1 protein-coding gene (running past one end of the window) is annotated in these 21,369 nt (G+C 63.6%); it reads left to right on the top strand.

Annotation, left to right across the window (positions count from 1 at the left end; all coding sequences use genetic code 11):
* Positions 1-21,369, top strand: partial view of a sigma factor-like helix-turn-helix DNA-binding protein gene (locus M8859_RS35355; RefSeq protein WP_249645560.1) — the 3' portion only. Its footprint begins 5,973 nt before the window's first position; the window shows 21,369 of its 27,342 coding nt (coding positions 5,974-27,342); its start codon lies off the left edge, out of view; the stop codon is at positions 21,367-21,369.

The following is a 21,369-nucleotide window of genomic DNA, read 5'->3' as shown; positions in this document are numbered from 1 at the left end:
CTCGACACCGAGGTGCGGGCGTTCCCGCCGGCGGATTCGACCGCGGCCTCGGAGTCGCACCGAGCACCGAACCACGCAGCCAGCGAGCTCGACCGCCGGCTGGCCGACTTGCTCGGCGTATCAGAACTGTTGCCGCAGTGGGATGGTCAGCACACGATCGGGCCCGATCCGTTCGCCGAGTCGCGCCTGCTGAGCGAGCGGCTCGCGTCCGCATGGGTGGGGGACTTGCTGACGACCACGCTGGCATATCTCGAAATCGGCCGATTGATCGACATGCCGCGACTGCTCATCTCGGCGCGCACGCGGGTCGCCCAGCTCAGCGCCGAGCAGGAGCGGCTGGAGCTGCTGCGGCTTAACGAACGGAACGCGACCGCGGGCGAGATCGCCGGGTCGGCATTGAGGCGCGCCTGGAATCTCGAATGGTATTACCGGCTCAGGCTGCAACTGATCGCCGGAGAGTTCGGTATCGAAACGAGGAAACACCATCTGTCGAAGCTGCGAGAGCTGATCGATGAGATCCGAACCAGCTCGGACATGCCGCCCGAAACGATAGAGGAACTGGCCTCGGCATTCGAGGATCACGTGTCAGCGGTCGAGGAAAGAAATCGCCTGTGGGAGTCGGTGGCAGACTCAGAATCCGGCGAGGAACAGGTACCGGACCAGCACGCCGATTCCGACACCGGCGAAATCGACCTCGATCGGGCGGTTCACGCGGGCCTGCGCACACTGGACGCGCTGATTCGCGCACACCGCCTGCGTGGCGAGTGGATGAAGCTGTGTCACGTGCAACCGACGAATCTGTTGTCCGAGCTGCCGAAGTTGCGAAACGAGTTCGCGCTGCTGACACAGACTCGCATCAACCACCTGGTCGGCCCCGATCTCATCCCCTACCAGACCACGCTCACGGTGGGCCGGGCGCAGCGGAGTCTGCGCGAGCTGACGGCCGAACAGACGACTTTGTCCGGAAAAGCGGCAAAGAAGCGAAAGACCGAACTCGAGCAGTGGCAGAAACAGGTAGTGCGCTTCCGCAGGCTCAGCAACCTGCTCCACTATGTCGATGAATGCGACCGCCTTTCCGGACTGCTCGACCGTGACACCGAGCGAGTGCACGGCGTCGCCGAAGATCTGGCGGTCCGATGGGCAGCGGATGCGCCGCAGACACCGCAGCAGGGATGGGAACAGGTCGGTGCGCGGGTTTACGAGCCCGCAGGGCAGGACGATGCGACACTTCGGGAGTGGGGCGGACGGGTCGCGGCGGCCGCTGACCGACGACGTCGAATATCCGATCGGATCCTGCAACGCGCACGGCAGCTCGAGGTCGAACGAGCCGACGAGCTACGTCCACGCGAGCTGCGGGACAAGGTCGATGCCCTGATCGACTGGGCCGTGGCCTTCCATGCTCGGGCGGGATCGCGGTTCGCGGATAGTGCCGATAGTCGGGCCGCCTCCCACCTGGAGGATCTCGGTCCGCTCGTGGTCAAGGGCTACTTCCCCCTGTTCTTCGAGGTGGAAACCGTCGAGCGCGCCACGAGGGCCGAGGCGGCGACCGCCATCGCAGAGGTCGTGCTGCGCGATGAGGTGATCGATCGGCTCGGCGGGCAGATGCGCGCACCGGGAGTCGCGGTGGTGACGCCTGCGGGCGAGCAACCGCAGGTGTTCATCGCCGGCTCGGTGTGGGGGCTCCAACGGGCGCTGGCAGACGTCCCCGCGGAGATTCGCGCCGAACTCGATGCCGGCCAAGCGCAATACCACTTCCGCGAGATCGTCGTTGACGAGAACGGCCGAGTTCATGTTCGAGAAGTTCGACCTGCCAGCCGCCGGGCCCCCGAACCCGATCAGCCGAGAGCGATCGCGCAGACAGCGCCGGAATCCGCCCGCGCGGAGGCGCCTGCGGCGGGCGAGCAGGTGCAGCAGGCGGTCCGCGCCGCCATCGACGACACGATCGCGGAATGGCACGACCAAGGATTGGCAGGAGAGCGCGTTACCGACGGTGTGGCCTACCTTCCCGATGGCGACGGTGGCGGAACGCTGGTCATCGCCGCGTCCCCGGGACTGCATCTGCGGGCGTTGAGCGAGCTGGCGGTATCCGACCCCTCCACGTTCGCCGGGGCTTTGTGGCGACGGGAGTTCGACAGGCAATACCTGCGGGTGACGCCGGGGCCGGATGGCTCGCTCGTCACGGAGATCTGTGGCGCGAGCGAGGCGGAGGGCCGGTATCGAGAAGCGAACATCGCCGAGATCGAGGGCATTCTGCTCAACGAATACCTGCGCTTTCGTCAGCTAGGACTGGTCCAGACCGGGTTCGGCGGCTGGCTCGCCGGGTTGGGCGAGCACGTCTTCGACAGCGAGAAGCAGGCTCGAGGCGAGAAGAAGAGCCGTTCGGTGGGCGGTGGTGACCGAACCGGCACGGTGGCGGGCAGGCTCCAGCACGATGGCACGCTACAGGCGTTCGGCTACGCGATGGCGAAGGAAAAGTCCGCGGTGGATGTGGACCTCCCGCACCCCACCGCGGTGCTGATCAGGATCATCACCCGGCAGATCGCCCTGCCGGACGCGGCCGAGCCGCCCGCGCCGATCGATGGATCGCTCGTCGTGCGGGGTGAGGTCGACCTCGGCGGCCTGTCCGCAGTGGTCGAGCTGAGGGACGACGGACACGGTTGGCGTATCGCGCCGCCCCACGGGCACGGCGATGCGGGTGACGTGGTGAGTCGATGGTTCGGCGGGATGTCGGACCTGGATCCGGATCGGCTGTTGCAGCGGGTCACGGAGAATCTGGCGACTGCGGACCCACAGGCCGGCGCGGTCCAGTCGGCAGGCACCGGCCTCCCGGTTCCCATCCGAGCCCTCGGCACACCACGTGATCACTGGCAACTGATCGCGTCTGTCGGTGGCCGGCCCCTGGTCGTCGATATCTGGCGTGGGAACGGCGACTGGCGTGCTCGGGTGCCGGAAGGCCAGCAGGACGGCGAGTGGTTGAACCAGACGATCTTCAACCACGGAGTGCACTGGCCCAGCATCGTCGGGAAAGGCGAGAACCCGCACTTCATCCAGGGGAGGTACTTTGTGCCGCTGCTACGGGAGGTCACCGAGCGGCTCCGTGATGCGAATGTGAACGAATCTGTTCGCCGACCCAACACATTCGACGTCGTACTGTCGACAGAGGAACTTCGCCGCTATCACGCTCTTGTTCAGGATGCGAACGAGGCCGGTGAACGTGTCCGCATCTGGTCGCAAGAATGCGAGACTCTTGCCCTCCAGTTGGGTGTCGGGAATCCGGACGGCCCGGTCTCCCACCTCGACCAGGAAGCCCGGCGGGCGTTGCAGGAACGCGCGAACCTCGACTGGGAAGCGTTGGCCGACAGCCTGCACGTCGATCCGATGGAGTTGGCATCGGTCCGGTTACCCGACGGCGAGCCCGCTGCTCGGCGTCGGGAAACCTTGCGGCGCATCCAGGCATTCATCGAATTCCTCGACCGGCACGGGGAATTGAGCACGGCCCTGTCCCGCGCGCAGCAGACCCGTGACGGATTCTTGACCAGTCACGTCGTCGATGCGGAACTGGAAGGCCGGAGCAATGCGCGCCGACTCAACGACCGCATCGGGTACGTGCCCGATGCGGCGGGTGGTGTGCTGATCGTCGCCGCACCCCAGGGCGGACACCTGACAAGTCTGCTGCGATTGGCGGCGGATAATCCCGAGTTCGCCGACGCTCTGTGGCGAGACGGGCTGGACAAGAGGTACCTAGTGGTGACACTGCAGCCGGGGGGTCGGCTCCGCGTCACGACAATTTCCGCGGAGCAAGCGGAAGGTCTGCGGCGCCGACCGCTACCCGAAGAAGTTCCGGCGCAGCTGCTGCATCATTACTTGCTCTACCGCCAGGCAGGCCTGACGAGCGCGGCGTGGCGCGAGTGGCTCGATCAACTCGGCCCGACAGCGTTCGATTCCTCCGCAAGGCGTGACCTGTTCGGGCGTCCGCGCGTGGTGCAGAAGCCACTGGCCGGCGGGCACCATCTCCTGCAATTGGGATACCGCATGGTGGTCGCCGATCCCACGATCGGGCTGTCACATCCCGCACACGTCCTCTTCCGGCTGCGGACCCGACAGATACCGCCGCTGACCCGGTCCGTCCGTGACTCGCAGAGTCCGCCACCCAAGATGCGAACGACGAATTTGGGCGACACCATGTCGGAGGTGCTGCGGCTCGAGCGCAGCCATGGAAGGTGGCGCCTGTGGTCAGGCGGTGGGATCCAAGGCGTGCTGGCGAACCATCTCGGGAACATAACCGCCAAGACGCAGCGTGGCCTGGTCGAGAAGGTCGAAACGTTCTTGCGAAGCCGAGCCCCATCCGACGCCTACGACTCGCATTCGCTTGCCTATTGGGTTCCGCAGACATGCTTCTTGGTCGCTGTGCAATCCGCGGAGGCCGGGCCGGGCCCGCGGCCCGAGTTCGATATTCCACCGAATAGCCTGCTCGAGGTCGAGCTGCTGGGAGTCTACGGGAGGGACGCGGCGCGGTGGGCCCGTGCGAATTGGCATTCGGGCGGATACAAGAATGCGGCGGCGGTCATCGAGCACGTGCGCCGCACTCGCGGAACCGTAATCGGCGCAGTGGAATTCGGGGACGCCGGTGCGCACGCGTTCACGGTGAAGTGGGACCGCGACGTGATCATGGTCGAGGAGCAAGTCGTGCGAATCGATGGGCGAGGGGTCGCGGTCGCCGAGATACGGACGGTGCGAGGCGACCAGGCGGTGGACCTGTGGGCCGATCATTTGTCGCAGGTCGCGGGTCCAGCCGCGACATATCATGGTCTGGCGTTCAAATCCGATGGGACGGCGGAGGATCCGTTGCCGCCCGATCAGGAGCCCGCGGGCCGCCCCGGTGTGGAGTTCCCGATCCAACCGATCGGTGCCCGCCCGCCCGAACGCGGACCACCGGAACCGAGCCCATGGGCCGAGCTGGGTGAACATTTGCGCCGGCTGCGCGCCGACGCGGCAGCTGAACTCGCGAGTCGTGCCGCGAACGTACGGAATGCGCACCCCGAGATCGAGCCCGCGCCGGAGCCGAACGGAATTTCCCCGGCCCGATTGCGGGACCGTGTCGAGCATCTGGATGCCCTGGCCACGGCACTGGCCGACGCGCACGCGCAGTATCAGCGGGCAGCAGCCGATCTCACCCGGCGCATCACCCGATGCCGCGACCTGAACGAGCGGGAGGTGCGACCGGGATCAGGCGAGCTGCGCGAGGTACGGCGACGGCGCGACACCGTTCAGAACGTGCTCGCTTCCCTGCTACACCGTGCGGATGCGCCCGACGGCGACATAGCCGATGCCACCGCATGGCTCCGCGAGCTCGACGAAGTCGTTCAGGCGAACGCGGACTACGAGTACCGCAGGCATCTACGCGATCCGCTCCAGAAGGAGCTTCTCGAGCTGGACACCGGCGCAGGAGTCATCCGTGGTACTCAGGGTGAGCTCGCCGAGCAGCGAACTCGCTTCGGCTCGACGCCGGAACTGGAAAACCGGCTGCGCGACCATGAAGCGGCCTTCGACGACCGTCTGCACCGGATCGTGCACCGCTACGTGAATGGTGGCCACGCCGACGTGGGCGGCCGGTTGACGAATGAGCGGGAGCAGGCTCGGTTCGATGCCTTCGATTTCGCCCAACGGCTCCGGGAGTCGGATTCGTATCGCCGATATTCGCTGTCGGAACCGGAATTCGCGCAGCTGCGACGCCGAGACTCGCCGGTCCGTGCCGAATGGAACCGTCAACTCGACGCACAGTACGACCAGCTGCTGGGGCTCGTGTCGGACCCGCCGGAGGAGGTCGCAACCCGGCTGGACCGCATGCGCGCGATGGCGGCGGATCTCACCGAGAGCGCGGTGTCGACCGAATATTCGACGGCAGTCATGGATTTCGTCGCTCGATTCGACATGTTGAGCGCGCTCGACGGCATCGACCGGATGGAGCGTCGAGCCGAGCGCATCGATGCGCTGGGTGCGGCATTGCGAGACATCCGCTCGTGGCTTACCGAGGCCAGGAACAATGGCCGCCCCGTCGATGCCGTGGCTCTGCTGTTCGACCGGATGGCTATGCTTGCCCACCGGCTCGACCGATTGACCGACGAAAAGAATCGTCTGCCGGAAGTGGACGACATCGAATTCGCGGCGCTCTGCGCGGTGCGTGGGTTCCGGCATTGGGAATTGCGGCCTGGCCGTCGAGCACAGCAGCGACTCGACCGCGCGGTGTACCGGATGCGTACCGCCGTGGAGTCGTTCCTCGGGCGGGAACTCCGGCCCGGTGATGCTGACAGACTGGCGGAAGAGTACGAGCAGAGGTGGATTCGGTCGGCGAACCAGCGGGACACGATGCGTGCGAGCCTGGGATCGGTGCTCGGGCGAAATCTCGAAAGGGTCGGCGAGGAGGAGCTGACGGAACTGGGGCAGCTGTACCGAGACAGGGCCGGCTCGATTCCCGCGCGGCAGGTGGAATTCCTGCGCGCGATGTCGGCACAGTGGTATCTGCAGCTACGCCGAATCGCCGAGTATGCCGAGTTGGCCGAGGAGCATCGGCGATTGGACGCCGAGTGGGACGCCGTCTTGGCCGATGCGGTCCGGGGTCTGCGCGGCATGCGGTTCACCGACGGTGGCGAATCGCGCCCGGTCGAGCGCACTTTCACGCTGGGCAAGCATCTCGCCGGACTGCGCGATACATCGGTCGAGCAGCGCGCGGCCGCCGAGCGGATCGTCGTCGCGCGCGGGCGCGCACTGAAAGTCGGGTCGGTATGGCAGGTTTCGCCGGGCTCCGAGGTGTCGACACTGTTGTCCGCCCGCCTCGAGCGCGCGCGCACTGTGCTGGCCGAGCACTGGCAGTGCCCGCCCGCGGCGGTGACCGGTGACCGGGTCGAGCAGCGGCACGCGGAACTGGACCCCGAGTCCGCCGACCCGGCCGAGGTAGTCGCCGTCGCGGAGATCCGGGCACTGGAGCCGGTGATCGGAGGCGCTGAACGGTTCCATCGCCACGACGCGTGGACACGCGCCATCGATGCCGTGGACGACGCCATCAACGCGGCGCTGTGGGACGAGGCCCACGGTCTGGTGCAACCCGCGCATCACTCGGCGGGCAATCAGCGCGAGGAGCGTGCCGCATGGACCCGTCGGCTGATCGAATGGGCGCATCTGCTCGATGATGTGGCGGCGGCGCGGGCTGCGGCCGTGGCCGAGCATCGACCCGCCGATGTCGAAGCACACGACGCCGACCTCGACCAACTACTCGGGGAATTGGCCGCGCAGATCGCCATCCGCGACGAGGCGACAGCTGATTCGGCCGTGCACGACGTGAACAGGGACGACAACGCGCCGCAGCCGCAGCCGCTGCCGCCGGATGCCCGACGTGCGGTCGTTCGCCGGGTCGACCAGCAGCGTGCCCTGCTACGCCGGGAACTCGATGAACTGCTCCGGCCGCGCGGCGTCGATCCAGGGCAGTTGCTCGACATCGGCTCCCCCGCTTGGGAGCACTGGTTCCGCCAGCACGAACAGGCGCGCGCCGAGCTGGTCCGGCTGCTGGGGCGCGAGCCGGACCGGGTAGACGACGAGTGGTTGTACCCCGTCGTGGTTCACCGTCTGGCGTGGGGCGACATGACTGCCGAACTCGGGACGGCAGCTCAGCGATTCAGCGAGTCCCATGCGGTGTGGAAACTGGTGGGCGGCGTCGGCCGACTGGACCGGTTGGCGCGAACGATGGAGTCGATGGAAGAGGAGCTGACGCGGCGGTCCGCCGAATACCAGCGACTGCTGGCTCAGGCACACGGCGCGCCGCGAGCCGACGTGCCAGAGCTGGGCACCCCGAACGCGCTCGCTGAGGCGATCCGACTGGGCGGCGCACTGCGACGCCTGGATGCGCAGGCAGACCGGCTCCATCGACTCGTCATCGCGGTGGCTGACATCGAGCGGCGGATCCGCTCGCTCGAGCCGACCCGCGGCCGGTTCGGCTCATCGGTCCGGGTATACGGGCTCGACTCGCCCGTCTCACGTCCGGAGCTGCACTTCGTGCACTCTCGCCTGCGCCACCTGGCCGAACTGCGCCGCCCGGCGACGTCGCCGTCTGCGGCCGACGCGGTGACCGACCCCCCACATGCAGCGCCCGGCGCCGAGCCGGTCCGGGATCTGAGCGAGCTGATCTGGGAATCGACCATCCTCGTCCGGCTGGACGACGAACTGTATTGGCTGAACGTCGATCTGGACACCGCTCTGGAAGAAGCGGCACTGACGCTCTCCGGTGTGTCCCGCCGAGCGCCCCGGCCCGAGGAGGACGCCGACTGGGTCTCCGGAACAGACGCGGTGTGGGAAACGGTGGCCTCGCTGCGCCTCCATGTCCTGGCCAGCCGTCGCCGCGCCGGCACCGCCCTCACCGCCGAACCGAACGCACAGTTCGGTATCGATCCGACGAGCCTGGCAGACGCCCAGGTCGGCGAGAACGAGGTGGCCCGGCTGACGAGCCTGCGCGCGCAGCTGGCAGGCGCGCCGAATCAGGGCGAGCGAGTGCGGCAACTCGACATCGCGATCGACCTCGTTCGCGTGGTCACTCGCACGACCGCCCAGATCAGCGCGATCGATATTCTGGCGGCGGCATTCGATGCGGCGGATCGCCGGCTGGATCGGAGCTACCAGCACCACAAACAGTTGTCGGAAGACCACGTGCGGCGGTTCCCGCTGGACGGCCGGGCGGTTCGGCAAAGCTCGGGACTGGACGCACACACGCTGAACCGCGCCATCGCCTCGGTCGGCGACCAGTTGGGCACTGGGAACTGGGACGAATCGGCGGAGGTCGATGAGCTGCGGTTGTTGATTGCCGCGAGCGCACAGCCGAATTCGGGGGCTGACGTCGAAGCGCTCCGCTCGGCCGCTCTCGCCGAGCGATACCTCGGGCTGATCGGGCTGCGGAAGGCGTTCGACGAACGAAAAAGGTCGATCGCGTGGTATCACGGCCTGAAGATCCGGATGCAGGCGCTCGACGACTACTGTGCACTTCGGCGCAGTGCGGAGCGGTGGCTGGATCGGGCGCGCCAGCTGTCTCGCGATCAGGCGGAGACCGCGGAGACGGAGCCGAGCCGGTCCAGTCGGGCCGTCGATCACCCACACGCGTTGCGGCGAATGCTCTCGCGCGCCGTGCATCAGCTGGTCCGCGCGACCAACGCCGGTGCGTTTCTGCGTTCGCAGGCCAAGGCGTCACCCGACGAACTGGATGTGCGCCGGATCATGTCCGGGGTGACCAATTCCGTCCTCGACTTGGAGCGACGTACGGGTTACGACGAGGCGCGGCGGCGGGCTGAGCGGTGTCTGCGTCTGTGCCTGATGGTCGCCGCTGCCGAGCAGATCGATGTATTCCGCGCACCAGCCGACATCGACCAGGAATTCGCCAACCTTCTGGATTCGGCGGTCGCCTTCGCGGTGCGCATGGGGGTCGCGGAAGGGGACACGCCCTCGGCTCCTGAACCCGAGCCCTCCGACCACGATCGCAATCGGTGCCCGACGTTGGTGTCGAAGTTGCATCTGGAGCGAACGGGCTCGCCGGACGAAGAGGGGCTTGGTGACGTGGGTTTGGGCGGCGCGTCGTTCGAGCCGTACGCGGCGGTATTGGGGGGTGGTCAGGCGCAGCGGTTCGCAATCGATTCCGGTCAACCGCTGCGTCTCGTTGTGCAGGCTTTGCTCGCGGCGATAGCTGAATTGGATCCCGCTGAGCGAAACGGTGTTTCGGTTGTCACGATCGAGGCCACGCATGTGGTGGACGAGTATGGGGTCAACGCGCACACCCGTCGCTTGGAGTATCAGTGCGACGAGCATGGCAACAACGTCAAGATACTGTTGCAGGACCCGGGCAAAGAGTTCTTCGGCACCGTGGATGATGACGACACGCGAGCGTCCGATCTGAAGGCCCTGTGGATCCTGGCCTACGACAAGCACCGCAACCCGTTGCGGCTGCCCGGCGGTATCGACGAGGTACCGCCGGATGATCTGCGGATCGGTAAGAGCGACGAGGAGTCGGGACCGGACGATGTCGGCGACTCGGTTCATGATCGCTCGCTGGCCCCCGATGGCGTGTCCGAACCATCCAGATCCGAGCGCGCGGCACGGCTCGCCGATACGCTCGCCCGAACCGAACCTCTTGATACCGACGAGGCCGTCACCGCGATCCTTGACGCGATGGTTGTGTATCCGGCGGTACTCGGCCATTGTCTTGGCCAGTTGTCCGAGTTGCAGCGCAGGTGTATAGATCTGCGGGTGCTCCAGGGGCGCAGCTTGGAGCGAGTGGCCAAGCAGTTGGGTACAACAATCTATGCAGTGGGCGGATCCGTCAAATTCGCGGCGAGGCGAGTAGTCGAGCTGCTGCCCGATGCAAGCGACCGGTTCGGGTGGCTCGCCGGCTTGCTGGATCGTGCCGCAGTGTTGAGCTATTCCGAGAAATCGGACCTGATCCGCGATGTGCTACATCGCCTTCCGGAGTTGGCCTATCGTTGTCTCGATCAGCTCCCTCTGGGGGATCGTAGATGTGCGGAGCTACGGTTCCGAGAGGGCCTCGGCTGCGACGATATTGCCGAACAGCTGAACAAGACGGTGACTTCGGTCAAGTCGTCCGAACGTCGGGGGGTCAATCAGTTCATCAAGGTGCTTCCTGGTGAGCTCAACCGTTTCGGTCGCTTCGCCGGGTTGCTGGGTCGGGCTGGGTCGTTGCGCATTCCCGAGGTGGAAACTCTGCTCGAGGACGCTCTGTTTCTCTATCCGGACATTGCGCACAGCTGTCTCGCTCAGCTCGCCGATCAGGACCGTGAGTGTGTGATGGCCCGGCGGCGCGGCTACGACGTGGTCCACGTGGCGAGGCGGTTGGGTAAGACACCGAAGGCGGTCCAGGAGTCGGAGTATCGAGGGTTGCGCCGGTTCGCCGAATTGCTTCCCGGCGAACTCGATCGGCCCGCTCGGTTCGCGGACTTGCTCGCTCGTGTCGGATCGCTCGATTCCGACGACGCATCGATGCTGATCCGCGACGCCGGGTTCGTCCATCCGGAGCTATTGCGCCGTTGCCTGTACCGGCTGCCGCGACAGCAACGAAAGTGGGCGGAGGCGCGGTGGCTGCGAGATCGCACTGTCGATCAAGCGGCAAGGCAGTTGTCCAAAACGGTCAACTCGGCCAGCAAATTGGAACGTGCGGCTTTGCTCCAGCTGGTCGAGATGCTTCCGGTCGAGCTCGAACGGCCGTCGCTGGCCAAGTTGATTGTGCGCGCGGGTTCGCTGACCTGGGATGAGATGCTCATTGTGACCCGCGAGGCCGTAACCGTGTATCAGGAGGCGGCGCAGCGTTGTCTCGAAAGGTTGACCGAGCAGGAGCGCATTTGTGTCGATTTGTGCATTTTGCAGGATCGAACTCCGGATGACGTGGCTGCTTACCTGGGTATCACCGACGCATCGGTCAGAGCGACGTACCGATACGGCGTCGGTCTCTTCGTCCAACAGCTCTGTGCCGAATTGGTTCCGGATCCGGCAAAGTTCGATTCGGTATATGATTGGCTGGAAGCTACCCGGCTGTTCCATCGCGAATTACGGAAGGAATTCTCAGTCGGTATAGGTCTGAGTTACGCTGCGCTTCAGCACATTCTGCGCACCAGGAGACCTGTTCGTTCCGAGACCTTGCGAAGCATGCGCGACAACGGTTACATCTCGGATAAAACATTTCGAGCTGCAATCGTCGAATACGATGCGCTGTCGAATCCCCCGCCCGCAGACGTGGACGAGGGAGCGGTCGAGTCGCATTCCGAGCTCGACGTTGATGAGGTACCGCCGGATGATCCGCGGATCGGTAAGACCGACGAGGAGTCGGGACCGGACGATGTCGGCGACTCGGTTCATGATCGCTCGCCGGCTCCCGATGGTGTGTCCGTACCATCCAGATCCGAGCGTGCGGCACGGCTCGCCGATTCGCTTGCCCGAACCGAACCTCTTGATAACGGCGAGGCCGTCACCGCGATCCTTGACGCGATGGTTGTGTATCCGGCGGTGCTCGGCCATTGTCTTGGCCAGTTGTCCGAGCGGCAGCGCAGGTGTCTGGATTTGCGGGTGCTGCAGGGGCACAGCTCGGAGCGAGTGGCGAAACAGCTGGACATGACGGCTGCTGGAGTCGGGCATTCCGCTCGATTCGCGGTGAGGCGAGTAGTCGAGCTGCTGCCCGATGCAACTGACCGGTTCGGGTGGCTCGCCGGCTTGCTGGATCGTGCCGCAGTGTTGAGCTATTCCGAGAAATCGGACCTGATCCGCGACGTGTTACATCGCCTTCCGGAGCTGGCAAATCGTTGTCTCGCTGAGCTCTCCCCGGAGGAGCGTCGATGTCTACAGCTGCGGTTCCGAGATGGTCTGAGCCGCGCCGACATAGCCGAACAGTCACACCAGACAGAGTCTTCGGTCAAGAATTCCGTGCGTAAGGGAGTACATCGTTTCATCAAGGTGCTTCCTGGCGAACTCAACCGTTTCGGGCGTTTTGCCGAGTTGTTGAATCGCGCTGAGCCGTTGCACATCTCCGAGGCGAGAACTCTGCTGGCGGACGCCTTGTTTCTCTATCCGTCAGTTGCCCACAGCTGCCTCGCTCGGCTCTCTGACCAGGAACGTGAGTGCCTGGAGCTGTTGGGGCGTGGCTTCGACCTGGACTACGTGGCGAGGCAGTTGAACAAGACACGTATTGCGGTCGAGAAGACGGAACGTCGAGGGTTGCTTCCGTTCGTCAGGATGCTTCCCGGCGAACTGGACCGGCCCGCCCGGTTCGCGGACTTGCTCGCTCGTGTCGGATCGCTCGATTCCGACGAGGCATCGACGCTGATCCGCGACGCCGGGTTCGTCCACCGGGAGGTGCTGTGGCGTTGCCTGCACCAGCTGCCGAGACAGCAGCGCAAGTGGGCGGAGGCGCGGTGGCTGCAGGATCGCACTGTCGATCGGGCCGCGAAGGAGCTGGGTAAAACAATGCACGCGGCCAGCCAAATGGAGTCTGCGGTTGTGACTCAACTGGTCGCGATGCTCCCGGTCGAACTCGAACGACCGTCGGTGAGCAAATTGATTGTTCGCGCGAGTTCCCTGACCTGGGACGAGATGCTCATTGTGACCCGCGAGGCCGTAACCGTGTACCAGGAGGCGGCGCAGCGTAGCCTCGAAGGGCTGGCCGAACAGCAGCGGATCTGTTTCGAGCGCTGCATTTTGCAGGATCGAAGTCCGGATGAGGTGGCGGCTGAGCTTGGTGTCACCGCTACGACGGTCCGTTCGTCGTACCGAAACGGGATGATTCACTTCGTCGGCAGTCTCCATGCCGAATTGGTCCCGGATCCGGCATCATGCGATTCGATACATGATTGGTTGGACGCTACCCGGCTATTCCATCGCGAATCCCGGGACGGATTTTCGCTCGCGATGGGACGGAAAAGAGGCTGGTACAGCGCACGGCGGTTGGCTGCGACTACTGTCCCACGATTGGTGACCCTGCGCATGGGGCGTGATGCCGGTCTTTTTTCGAACAAAATCTTGCGTGCAGCAATAGAGAAGTTCTATGACGCTCCGGATCGCACGCCGGCCGGCCCGGACGAGGAGGCCGAGTTCTGGCGATACATCGAAACGACTGTGGGGTCGGCAGAGGAACGGCAGATCCGGAATCAGATCTACGAACGGTTCGATTGGCTGGCCGTGGCGGTGGCACGCCGATGGGCGCGCACCGGTGATGAACGAGACGAACTCACTCAGTATTTTCGGGGGCAGATTCTGAATGCGGTCGCAAATCATATTCCGTTCCAAGCGTTCATCGCTCACGCATCAGGGAGTTGTCGCCCATCCTTCTACTACCGCGCCAAGGCCTACGGGAATCTCGGCCCGGGTGTCGGCAGGCTGGTCGGAAGGGTTCGTGCTTACACCTCGAGTCGTTTCGAGGAAACCGGAGTTGCGCCGGACGACGAGGAAATTTCGCGGGCTCTCGGCCTCACCATCTCGGAGGTGGCGGAGGCGAGACGGCTGCAGTCGCTGTCGGAGATTTCGATCCATCAACCGGTAGTACATCGGGACCCGACAGGCAGGTCCGTGACTGAGACTGCCAGGATCGGAACTGATGAAGTCGACGATGCGGCCCGGCCGCAGGAATTCGATGTAGCCGATACCTCCCCGCCTCCAACGGATGAGGCATATGACGCGTCTGTGGTACGTGCTGTCCGGGCGGCGTTGGCGGATGTGTCGGAGCCCGATGTTGCGGCAGCTCTGATCATTCTGTGTTATTTGGAGGGCATCTCGGTGTCGGCAGCTGCTGTCCGGCTGCAGTTGAGTGTGGAGGCTGCGCGCGACCTTCTCGCGGTTGCCGGTGAGAAGTTGCGAGGCGTGGAATTCCACTCGGTATCGTCCGAGCGCGCGGATCCGGACGCTCGGAACATGGTCGGCAGCGCGGAGACGGCTGGGGGAATTTCGGTCCGAGGGAGTGGTTCGGATCGAGATGGTGTGGCGCCTTATCGGCGGCCGGATGGTCATGCTCGTAATCAGTGTGCGGCGTTGGTGGCGAGGTTACTCCTGGACAATACTGGTTCGCCGGATGCGGACGGGCTTGGTGATGTGGGTTTGGGTGGTGTGTTCTGGCAGCCGTTCGTGGCGAGATTGGGGGGTGGTCGGCCGCAGAAGTTTCGGATCGACCCTGTTCTTCCGTTGCGTTTCGTGGTTCAGGCGTTGTTGGTGATGGTGGCGAAGTTGCCTCCTGCTCAGCGCGATCGCGTTTCGGTTGTCACGATCGAGGGCACGCATGTGGTGGATGAGGCGGGAGTGAACGCGCATACTCGCCTGTTGGTGTATCGGTGTGACGCGCAGGGCAGGAATGCTCGTCTCGTGTTGCATGATCCGGGTAGAGGGCTCCAGGGCGGGGTGCGTGACGATCGGACGCGTGCGTCCGATTTGAAGAGTTTGTGGGCGTGGGCCTACGACAGGCACCGCAACCCGCTGCGGCTGCCCGGCGGTGTCGACGAGGTACCGCCGGATGATCTGCGGATCGGTAAGAGCGACGAGGAGTCGGGACCGGACGATGTCGGCGACTCGGTTCATGATCGCTCGCCGGCCCCCGATGGCGTGTCCGAACCATCCAGATCCGAGCGCGCGGCACGGCTCGCCGATTCGCTCGCCCGAACCGAACCTCTTGATAACGACAAGGCCGTCACCGCACTCCGTGAGGCGGTGGGCGATGATTCGAGTGGAACCCCTCGACCTGCCTCGCCGACACCGTGGTCGGCCCGAACATCGGATCGTGGCAACGTGACCGGAGCTGCTGACAAGCGGGCCGGAGATCGCGATCCTGCCGAGCGACTGTCAGAACCCTCAGCAGCTTCGACACCCTGGTCGAAGACTACCGAGCCTTCCGGTTGGGGTGCCGAGTCCACGACCACACAGACCGCCGAAGGCCGAAAACGGGATGGGGACGGGCCGGTGCCGCCGCAGGCCGGTGAATCCGCCGAAAATCTGCCGCCCCTGACGATCCATTTCTGCACCAAGGACCGACCGGAACGCATGGCGGCGCTACTGGACGATATCGCCGCCGTGGTTCCGGGCACGTTCACGGTGTTCATCTACGACGATTCCGTCGACCCGGAGAATCGAGTCCGGAACAGACACGTTCTCGAGAGTGCCTCATTCGATGTTGTGTACATCGACGAAGAACGACGCTCGGCGCTGTTGGCGAGTATGCCCTGGCCTTCCGAAGCTGCCAGACGGTACACCGAGTCGGCCTTCAAGGTCCTGGGGCGCCCGCAGTGGGACAAGCCGGGCGTGCTGACATTGCTGCAATTTGTGGCGGTGGTTTGCGGGGCGCCGTCGGACCGGGTGCTGCTGCTCGATGACGATATCCGGCTGCGAGACGGGATTTTCCAAGGGGAACTCGTTTCGGTCGATTCGCAAGGGGTGACCGAAATGCTGTCGACTCCTGTTCCGGACGGGAAGTTCATCGGGATCAGCGGCGATTACGCGGGGAAGAAAGACGTCAATCACGTGGAGGATGCGGCTGCCACCGTCGGCGCCGGAGTCCAAGGGCCGAGCTATCTCCACAGTGGAATAAATGCGAGCGGCGCTTTTCTGCTGACCAACCTCGGGCTGCTCCGCGAGGTTCCGTTTCCGAAGTGGTACGGCGAAGACAACTTCGTCATGGCGATATGGATGGCACTCGGGCACGTTCTGGATACCAAGGACTTCAGCCCGCTGCATACCGGCGACGACCGGGAAATCGAACTGTATGTCGCATTGCGGCAACAGTACGGAATTGTTCCCCTGCTCGCTGTGCTGGAAGCCGGTCGAGAGGGGGCAGATAGTGTTCCCGAGCTCCTCCGAAATGCGCTGTCGTATTGTGGTAAATATGCGTGGAAAGTTGCCCAACGCTGGGCGGAGAACTTCGCGATTCGCGAACACGAATTCGGCAATATACACATTGACAACGTGTCCGCGTTGCTGGCGGTCGAAGATATCGCCGGAAACGCGGAGACGGCCCTGCGCGGATATGCCTCGTCGCTGATCGGATGGACGGATCTCGTACGAAGCCAGGAGGTATCGGACCATGTGCGCAGCTTCCTTGGCATCGGGGGAGACCGGATATCAGTGCCAGGGATCGCGACCGCACCCCGCCCCAGTGCGTCCCATGCGCCCGAACTCGAGCATGCCGGAAATCCCGCTGTTGACGCGGGTGCCTCCGTCGCGGACGGAACGACGCGGCAATCCCTTTCCGGGGAAGCGGAATCGGTTGTCGGTGCGTCCGCCGGCGGTACCGTCGCCGAGAGTACGCACAGTGATTTCACCACGGCGAACCGCCGGATAATCGACTATGCACTCGGTAAGCTTCGCGGCAATGTGTACGACTCGATCAGCATGCTGTTGGCCTGGGTCGAGGTCTCGGTACGCGCGGCGCTCGTCGCCGACCCGGGACAGGATGACTCGGATGCCGATTACCGGGTGGCACGGGCGCGGTGGGAAATCACATCCGAACATGTGATGGACAAGATCGTGGACACGGTCACGGAGACGGTCGAAGGGGAAGCTCATGCGTTGGGGACCATCGATCGTTGGTTGAACGAGGTGCGTGAGCGCACGGGCATCCCCACCGAGGGGATTTCGCCCGCCGATGATTTCATCCGTTTGTCGGAAGCACTGTTTGCGTTCGGTGTCCTGCACTTCTGGCTACGCCGCGAATCCGGAAAAATCGCCGATATCTATTCCGAATTCTGCCGGTCGCGACACCTTTCCGACGACATCGTGCAGCGTTGGTACCGGGAACTCCGCGAGGAGAGCCGGTTCAGCGTCGACGGAAGCCGTGACCCGGACGCATTCCGGGAACTGGTGACCGGAACGGACCTACGCGCTGTGGAATCACTGGTGAGTCGCAGTATGAGCATCCTGGCGGACCGCATCGGATCACTGCATTTCACATGGTATTCGGCAGCCCCGAGGGCGAAACTGAGGCAATGGAAGCTTTCGATGGCGGACCTGGTACAGGAGCGGCGCTGGATCGCTCCGGAAAGGCAAGATCTGCTGTCGGAATTCATGCGGGAATTCAGGAAACCGGTACCGGATACGAGGCGTTTGCGGCGGGCGGCCGAGCCGCTCTGGGGCCCCGGGCCGGGGATCGAAATGCCCGGGCGGTTGGAAGTACCTTTGTCGCGGGGAATGGAGAAGCACATCACGCAGCTTCTGCTGGACTCGGCGCAGCGAAGACTGTGGCTGGCCGGTCTGACGGCCTTGCACTCGATGTGGCGACGCCGGCTGGATCCGTTCGATTATCGGATGGAATGTCTGCGACGGATGGTGGCCCCGTACGAGGTCGACCCGGACCAGGTGCTCGACGACGACCCGGCGCTGTGGCGCGACGCGCTGGACGGCGCGCGTATGAAGCTGATCCGGCTGTGGCCCGCTGATTCGCGGAATATCGGTCCGGACAACCGCTCCATCGATGACGGCGTGATCCGTATGTCGGTGTCTCGACTTGCCGGTTCCGGGCAGGTGACCGGTGAGTTCGCCGCCGCCGCATATGAATACCTCGAAGTACTGCAAGTGACCGATCTCATCGACCAGATCGGCCGCCTGCGTCGGCTACGGCTAGCCCTCGCCGACGCAGAGCGATTGGCCGAGTTGGTCTGGGAGCTATTCGACAAATGGCGACGGCACAACCCGATGAATGATCAGGCGGCACATAATCGCGCAGGACAGGTCGAGGGTTGGGCACAGCGAATCTATGAGTTGGGTATCGGCCTCGACGAGATCGAGCAGTCGCAGTGGATGGCGACCGCGGATCTGGTCGAACAGGTGCGTGTTCTGTCCTCCGGCGCCAGCCCGGATGGTGTCGTCCCGGATCCCGCCGCCAGGCCGGAGATATTCACCGAACGCGACGCTGAACTCCGTGATCTGAACGGCGAGCTCAACGATACTCTCCACGAGGTGGATGTTGTCGTTCGGAGACTACATATCCAGACTCAGCAGAACTCCTCGACAGAATCGGACAGCGTAGAGTCGCCCTTCGGGCCTGGCATCCAGTGGATCCGAACTGTCACGCAGGAAGCGCTGAATGATCCCTGGGCGCCCCTGGACGCCAGCAAAAGAAGCCTGTTGAGTGAGCGGGTCCAACGCCTGAACATCCTGGAAGAAGCGTGGCGCGATGCGTGGCGGCGGCAGGAGGAGGCAGATGAGGTGCTCGATGCGCGTAGGGCTGCGTGGCGTGATCTTGATGTGCGAGCCGATCCGACGGAATCGTTCGACCCCGCGTTCCTAGAGGTTCTGCGTGTGGACTTGCGCCAACGCCGCGATCGACTTCAGGAAAAGGACTCGTCTGCGTTGACCGAAGAAGACGCTGCGATCGAATCTCAGCTGAATGCTCTGAACGCGGTGATCACTGCGGAAATCGACTACCAGCGTTACGCGGCTCGGACCGACAGCCTATCTCATTTCATTCGCGAGCTCGAGACGGAAGCGGATCTGACCCGTTTCCATGCCTTACTCATACCAGGAAGGGAACTCAGGGCGGGAAGGGAACCGGAATCGGGTCTGTTCAAGTTACTGTTCACATCTTTCGACAGAACTATCGCTGGTCTTGATGGCCGAACGGACATCGACTCCATCAACGATGACGATGACAGTCGAAATATCTATGATATAGACACCCTCCCCCATCAATTGTATGAAATTAAAATCCTGCTAAAGAATCGACTGCACCATCTTCGCCTCCTGATCGCCGCGAGCGAAGAATCGCCGGACACCGGCCGGTGGGCAGGACTGTTCCAGCGTGTTCACGATCGGGTCGAGCTGATTGCAGCGCGTATCGATCTGCTGCTGCCATCGCTTCGAGATATGCATGAATGGATCGACGCTCCGATGAGTTCGGCTGATATCCTGGCCAGGAAAGTCCGTCTTGTTTTCGTTTCGGTCCAGCGACTAAGTGTACTGCATCCATCGATCTACAAGTATTCCCGGACGAGCTACAGTCGCTTCTCCCACCTCTGCCAGAAGCACGGATTTCCGAAACTGCTGCTCCGGCTGAACAGGTCCGAGTATCAAGAAATAACAACCCGGAGATACATCCTCTCTTTGCGTATCAGTTCCGTCCTCCAGCTCGATCCGAATACCGTCACCGATGCCGAGCTGCGATCAATCAAAGCAAACCTGTGGGATTCGAACCGAGAGAAAATCCGGCGACACGGAGAATTCGGCAAGATATCCGAGGTCACGGTTGCCTCCTCCGATGAAAATCTGCCTCGGCTGAAGGCGCTGATTTCCGAGTTCTCAGAGCTCCGTGAATTGGAAACTCTGTATCTTTCGTTGGAAAAGATGGATCGTCTGGACGGTGAGGTCGATCGCGTTCTGCACAACGCGGTTCGAGCTGTTTACGGTGAGCTGAATCTGTTCGAGCAAGGTCCTCGATTCATTGAAAGTCGTTCCGCAAGCGTCAGGAAACCGATATGGGCATTGCACAGGTGGGCGTGGCGCCAGTGTCACGACATGGAAAAAGCATTCGATCGGGATTTGGAATCAGTCAGCGCGATCGAACGGGAGCTGATTATGCGACAAGGGAGGAACAATCAATCGATCTGGCGAGTTCGACCGAACTCGGAAGGGCAGCGTACTCTAGCAATCAGCCTGCGGAATGCCGCCGAAAAGCTCGTCGAGCGGAGCGGACTGTCATACGCCGAGGTCACGCCTGAGAGGGTGCGCAGGCTGCGTGCGCACCCCGGCCCCGGCGGCAACACAGCGCCTGCCGATAGACTGGTACATGACTACCTGGCATTGCATTCAGCGGAATCCAATGCTCGCCGCTTCCACCGCTACAGCAGGTGGGAGTGGGTTAGTCGCGCGCTGGACGCGGCGATCGATCCAGCTCAGGGTGGCACTGGGATCGGAAAATCGACACTGAGTGAACTGCGTCGGCATGCGGCGGCGGTAGACCAGCTCGCTCGAAAATGGGATCGGGCCATGTCCCGGCGGGAAAAGATCCGTACCCGGTTCGCGGATTGGAACATAACTCCGGATCTGTTCACCGACTGGTTGCAGGCCTACCCTTTACAACTTTCCTACGAAATAGTGAATCATCGCGGCATATGGGAAAGTGATATTCAGCATATGGCCATCGCTCATGGACTGCGCGATCAGGCTTTTCGGATCATACACTTAGCGGATTCGATAGAAGATCTCCGCAATTCCGAATCTCCGCTCACGCTGCTGAACAGTCTATTCGACGATGCGGCGGAGTGCCTGCTCGAGTTGATGGTTGAGCAGGGTCTCGATCCAGGTCCTTTCCGTGAGTTTCGATCGGCACCTCATGACACCCTGCGTGCCCACGCGGCATCGACCCTCGAGCGGGTTCGCGGTCATAGTCGCTGGAAATTCATCTACGCTCTGGAAGACATCGACCTGGTCGGCATTGCGAGGTCGGGTCGGTCTCCGATCTCCGCCCTGCGTGACAGGCTGGCCGACGCCGGGGAAGCACTGGTCCGTCAAGCCATCGCAGCGAACCTCGATCCCCGTGTTCTCCACATCGGCCATGTCGAAACCCTCCCCTCCGATTCACGTGGGCACCAACCGGCCGCCAACGCGCTCCGAGAACCGAGATTCTTCGCGCTCGCGAAAGAATTCCGCAAATACGACGGGTTGGTCACCGAACTGGACGATGAACTCGACAACGTCCTGAGTAAGGCAGCCGTCCGGATTCTAGAAGTCGTACCCGCCGCTGGTGACGAGCGGGAAACCGTCGACGCGCCGCCGGAGAACCCGGCAGAGCCCGGCGCGCGGCCGAGCCGACGGTCACCAGGTCACGCAGCCGAAACCGACAGTGGGACAGGGTCCGCCGATCGGTAA

This window comes from Nocardia sputi, from assembly GCF_023501985.1.
This window is presented reverse-complemented; position numbering and strand designations above follow the sequence as displayed.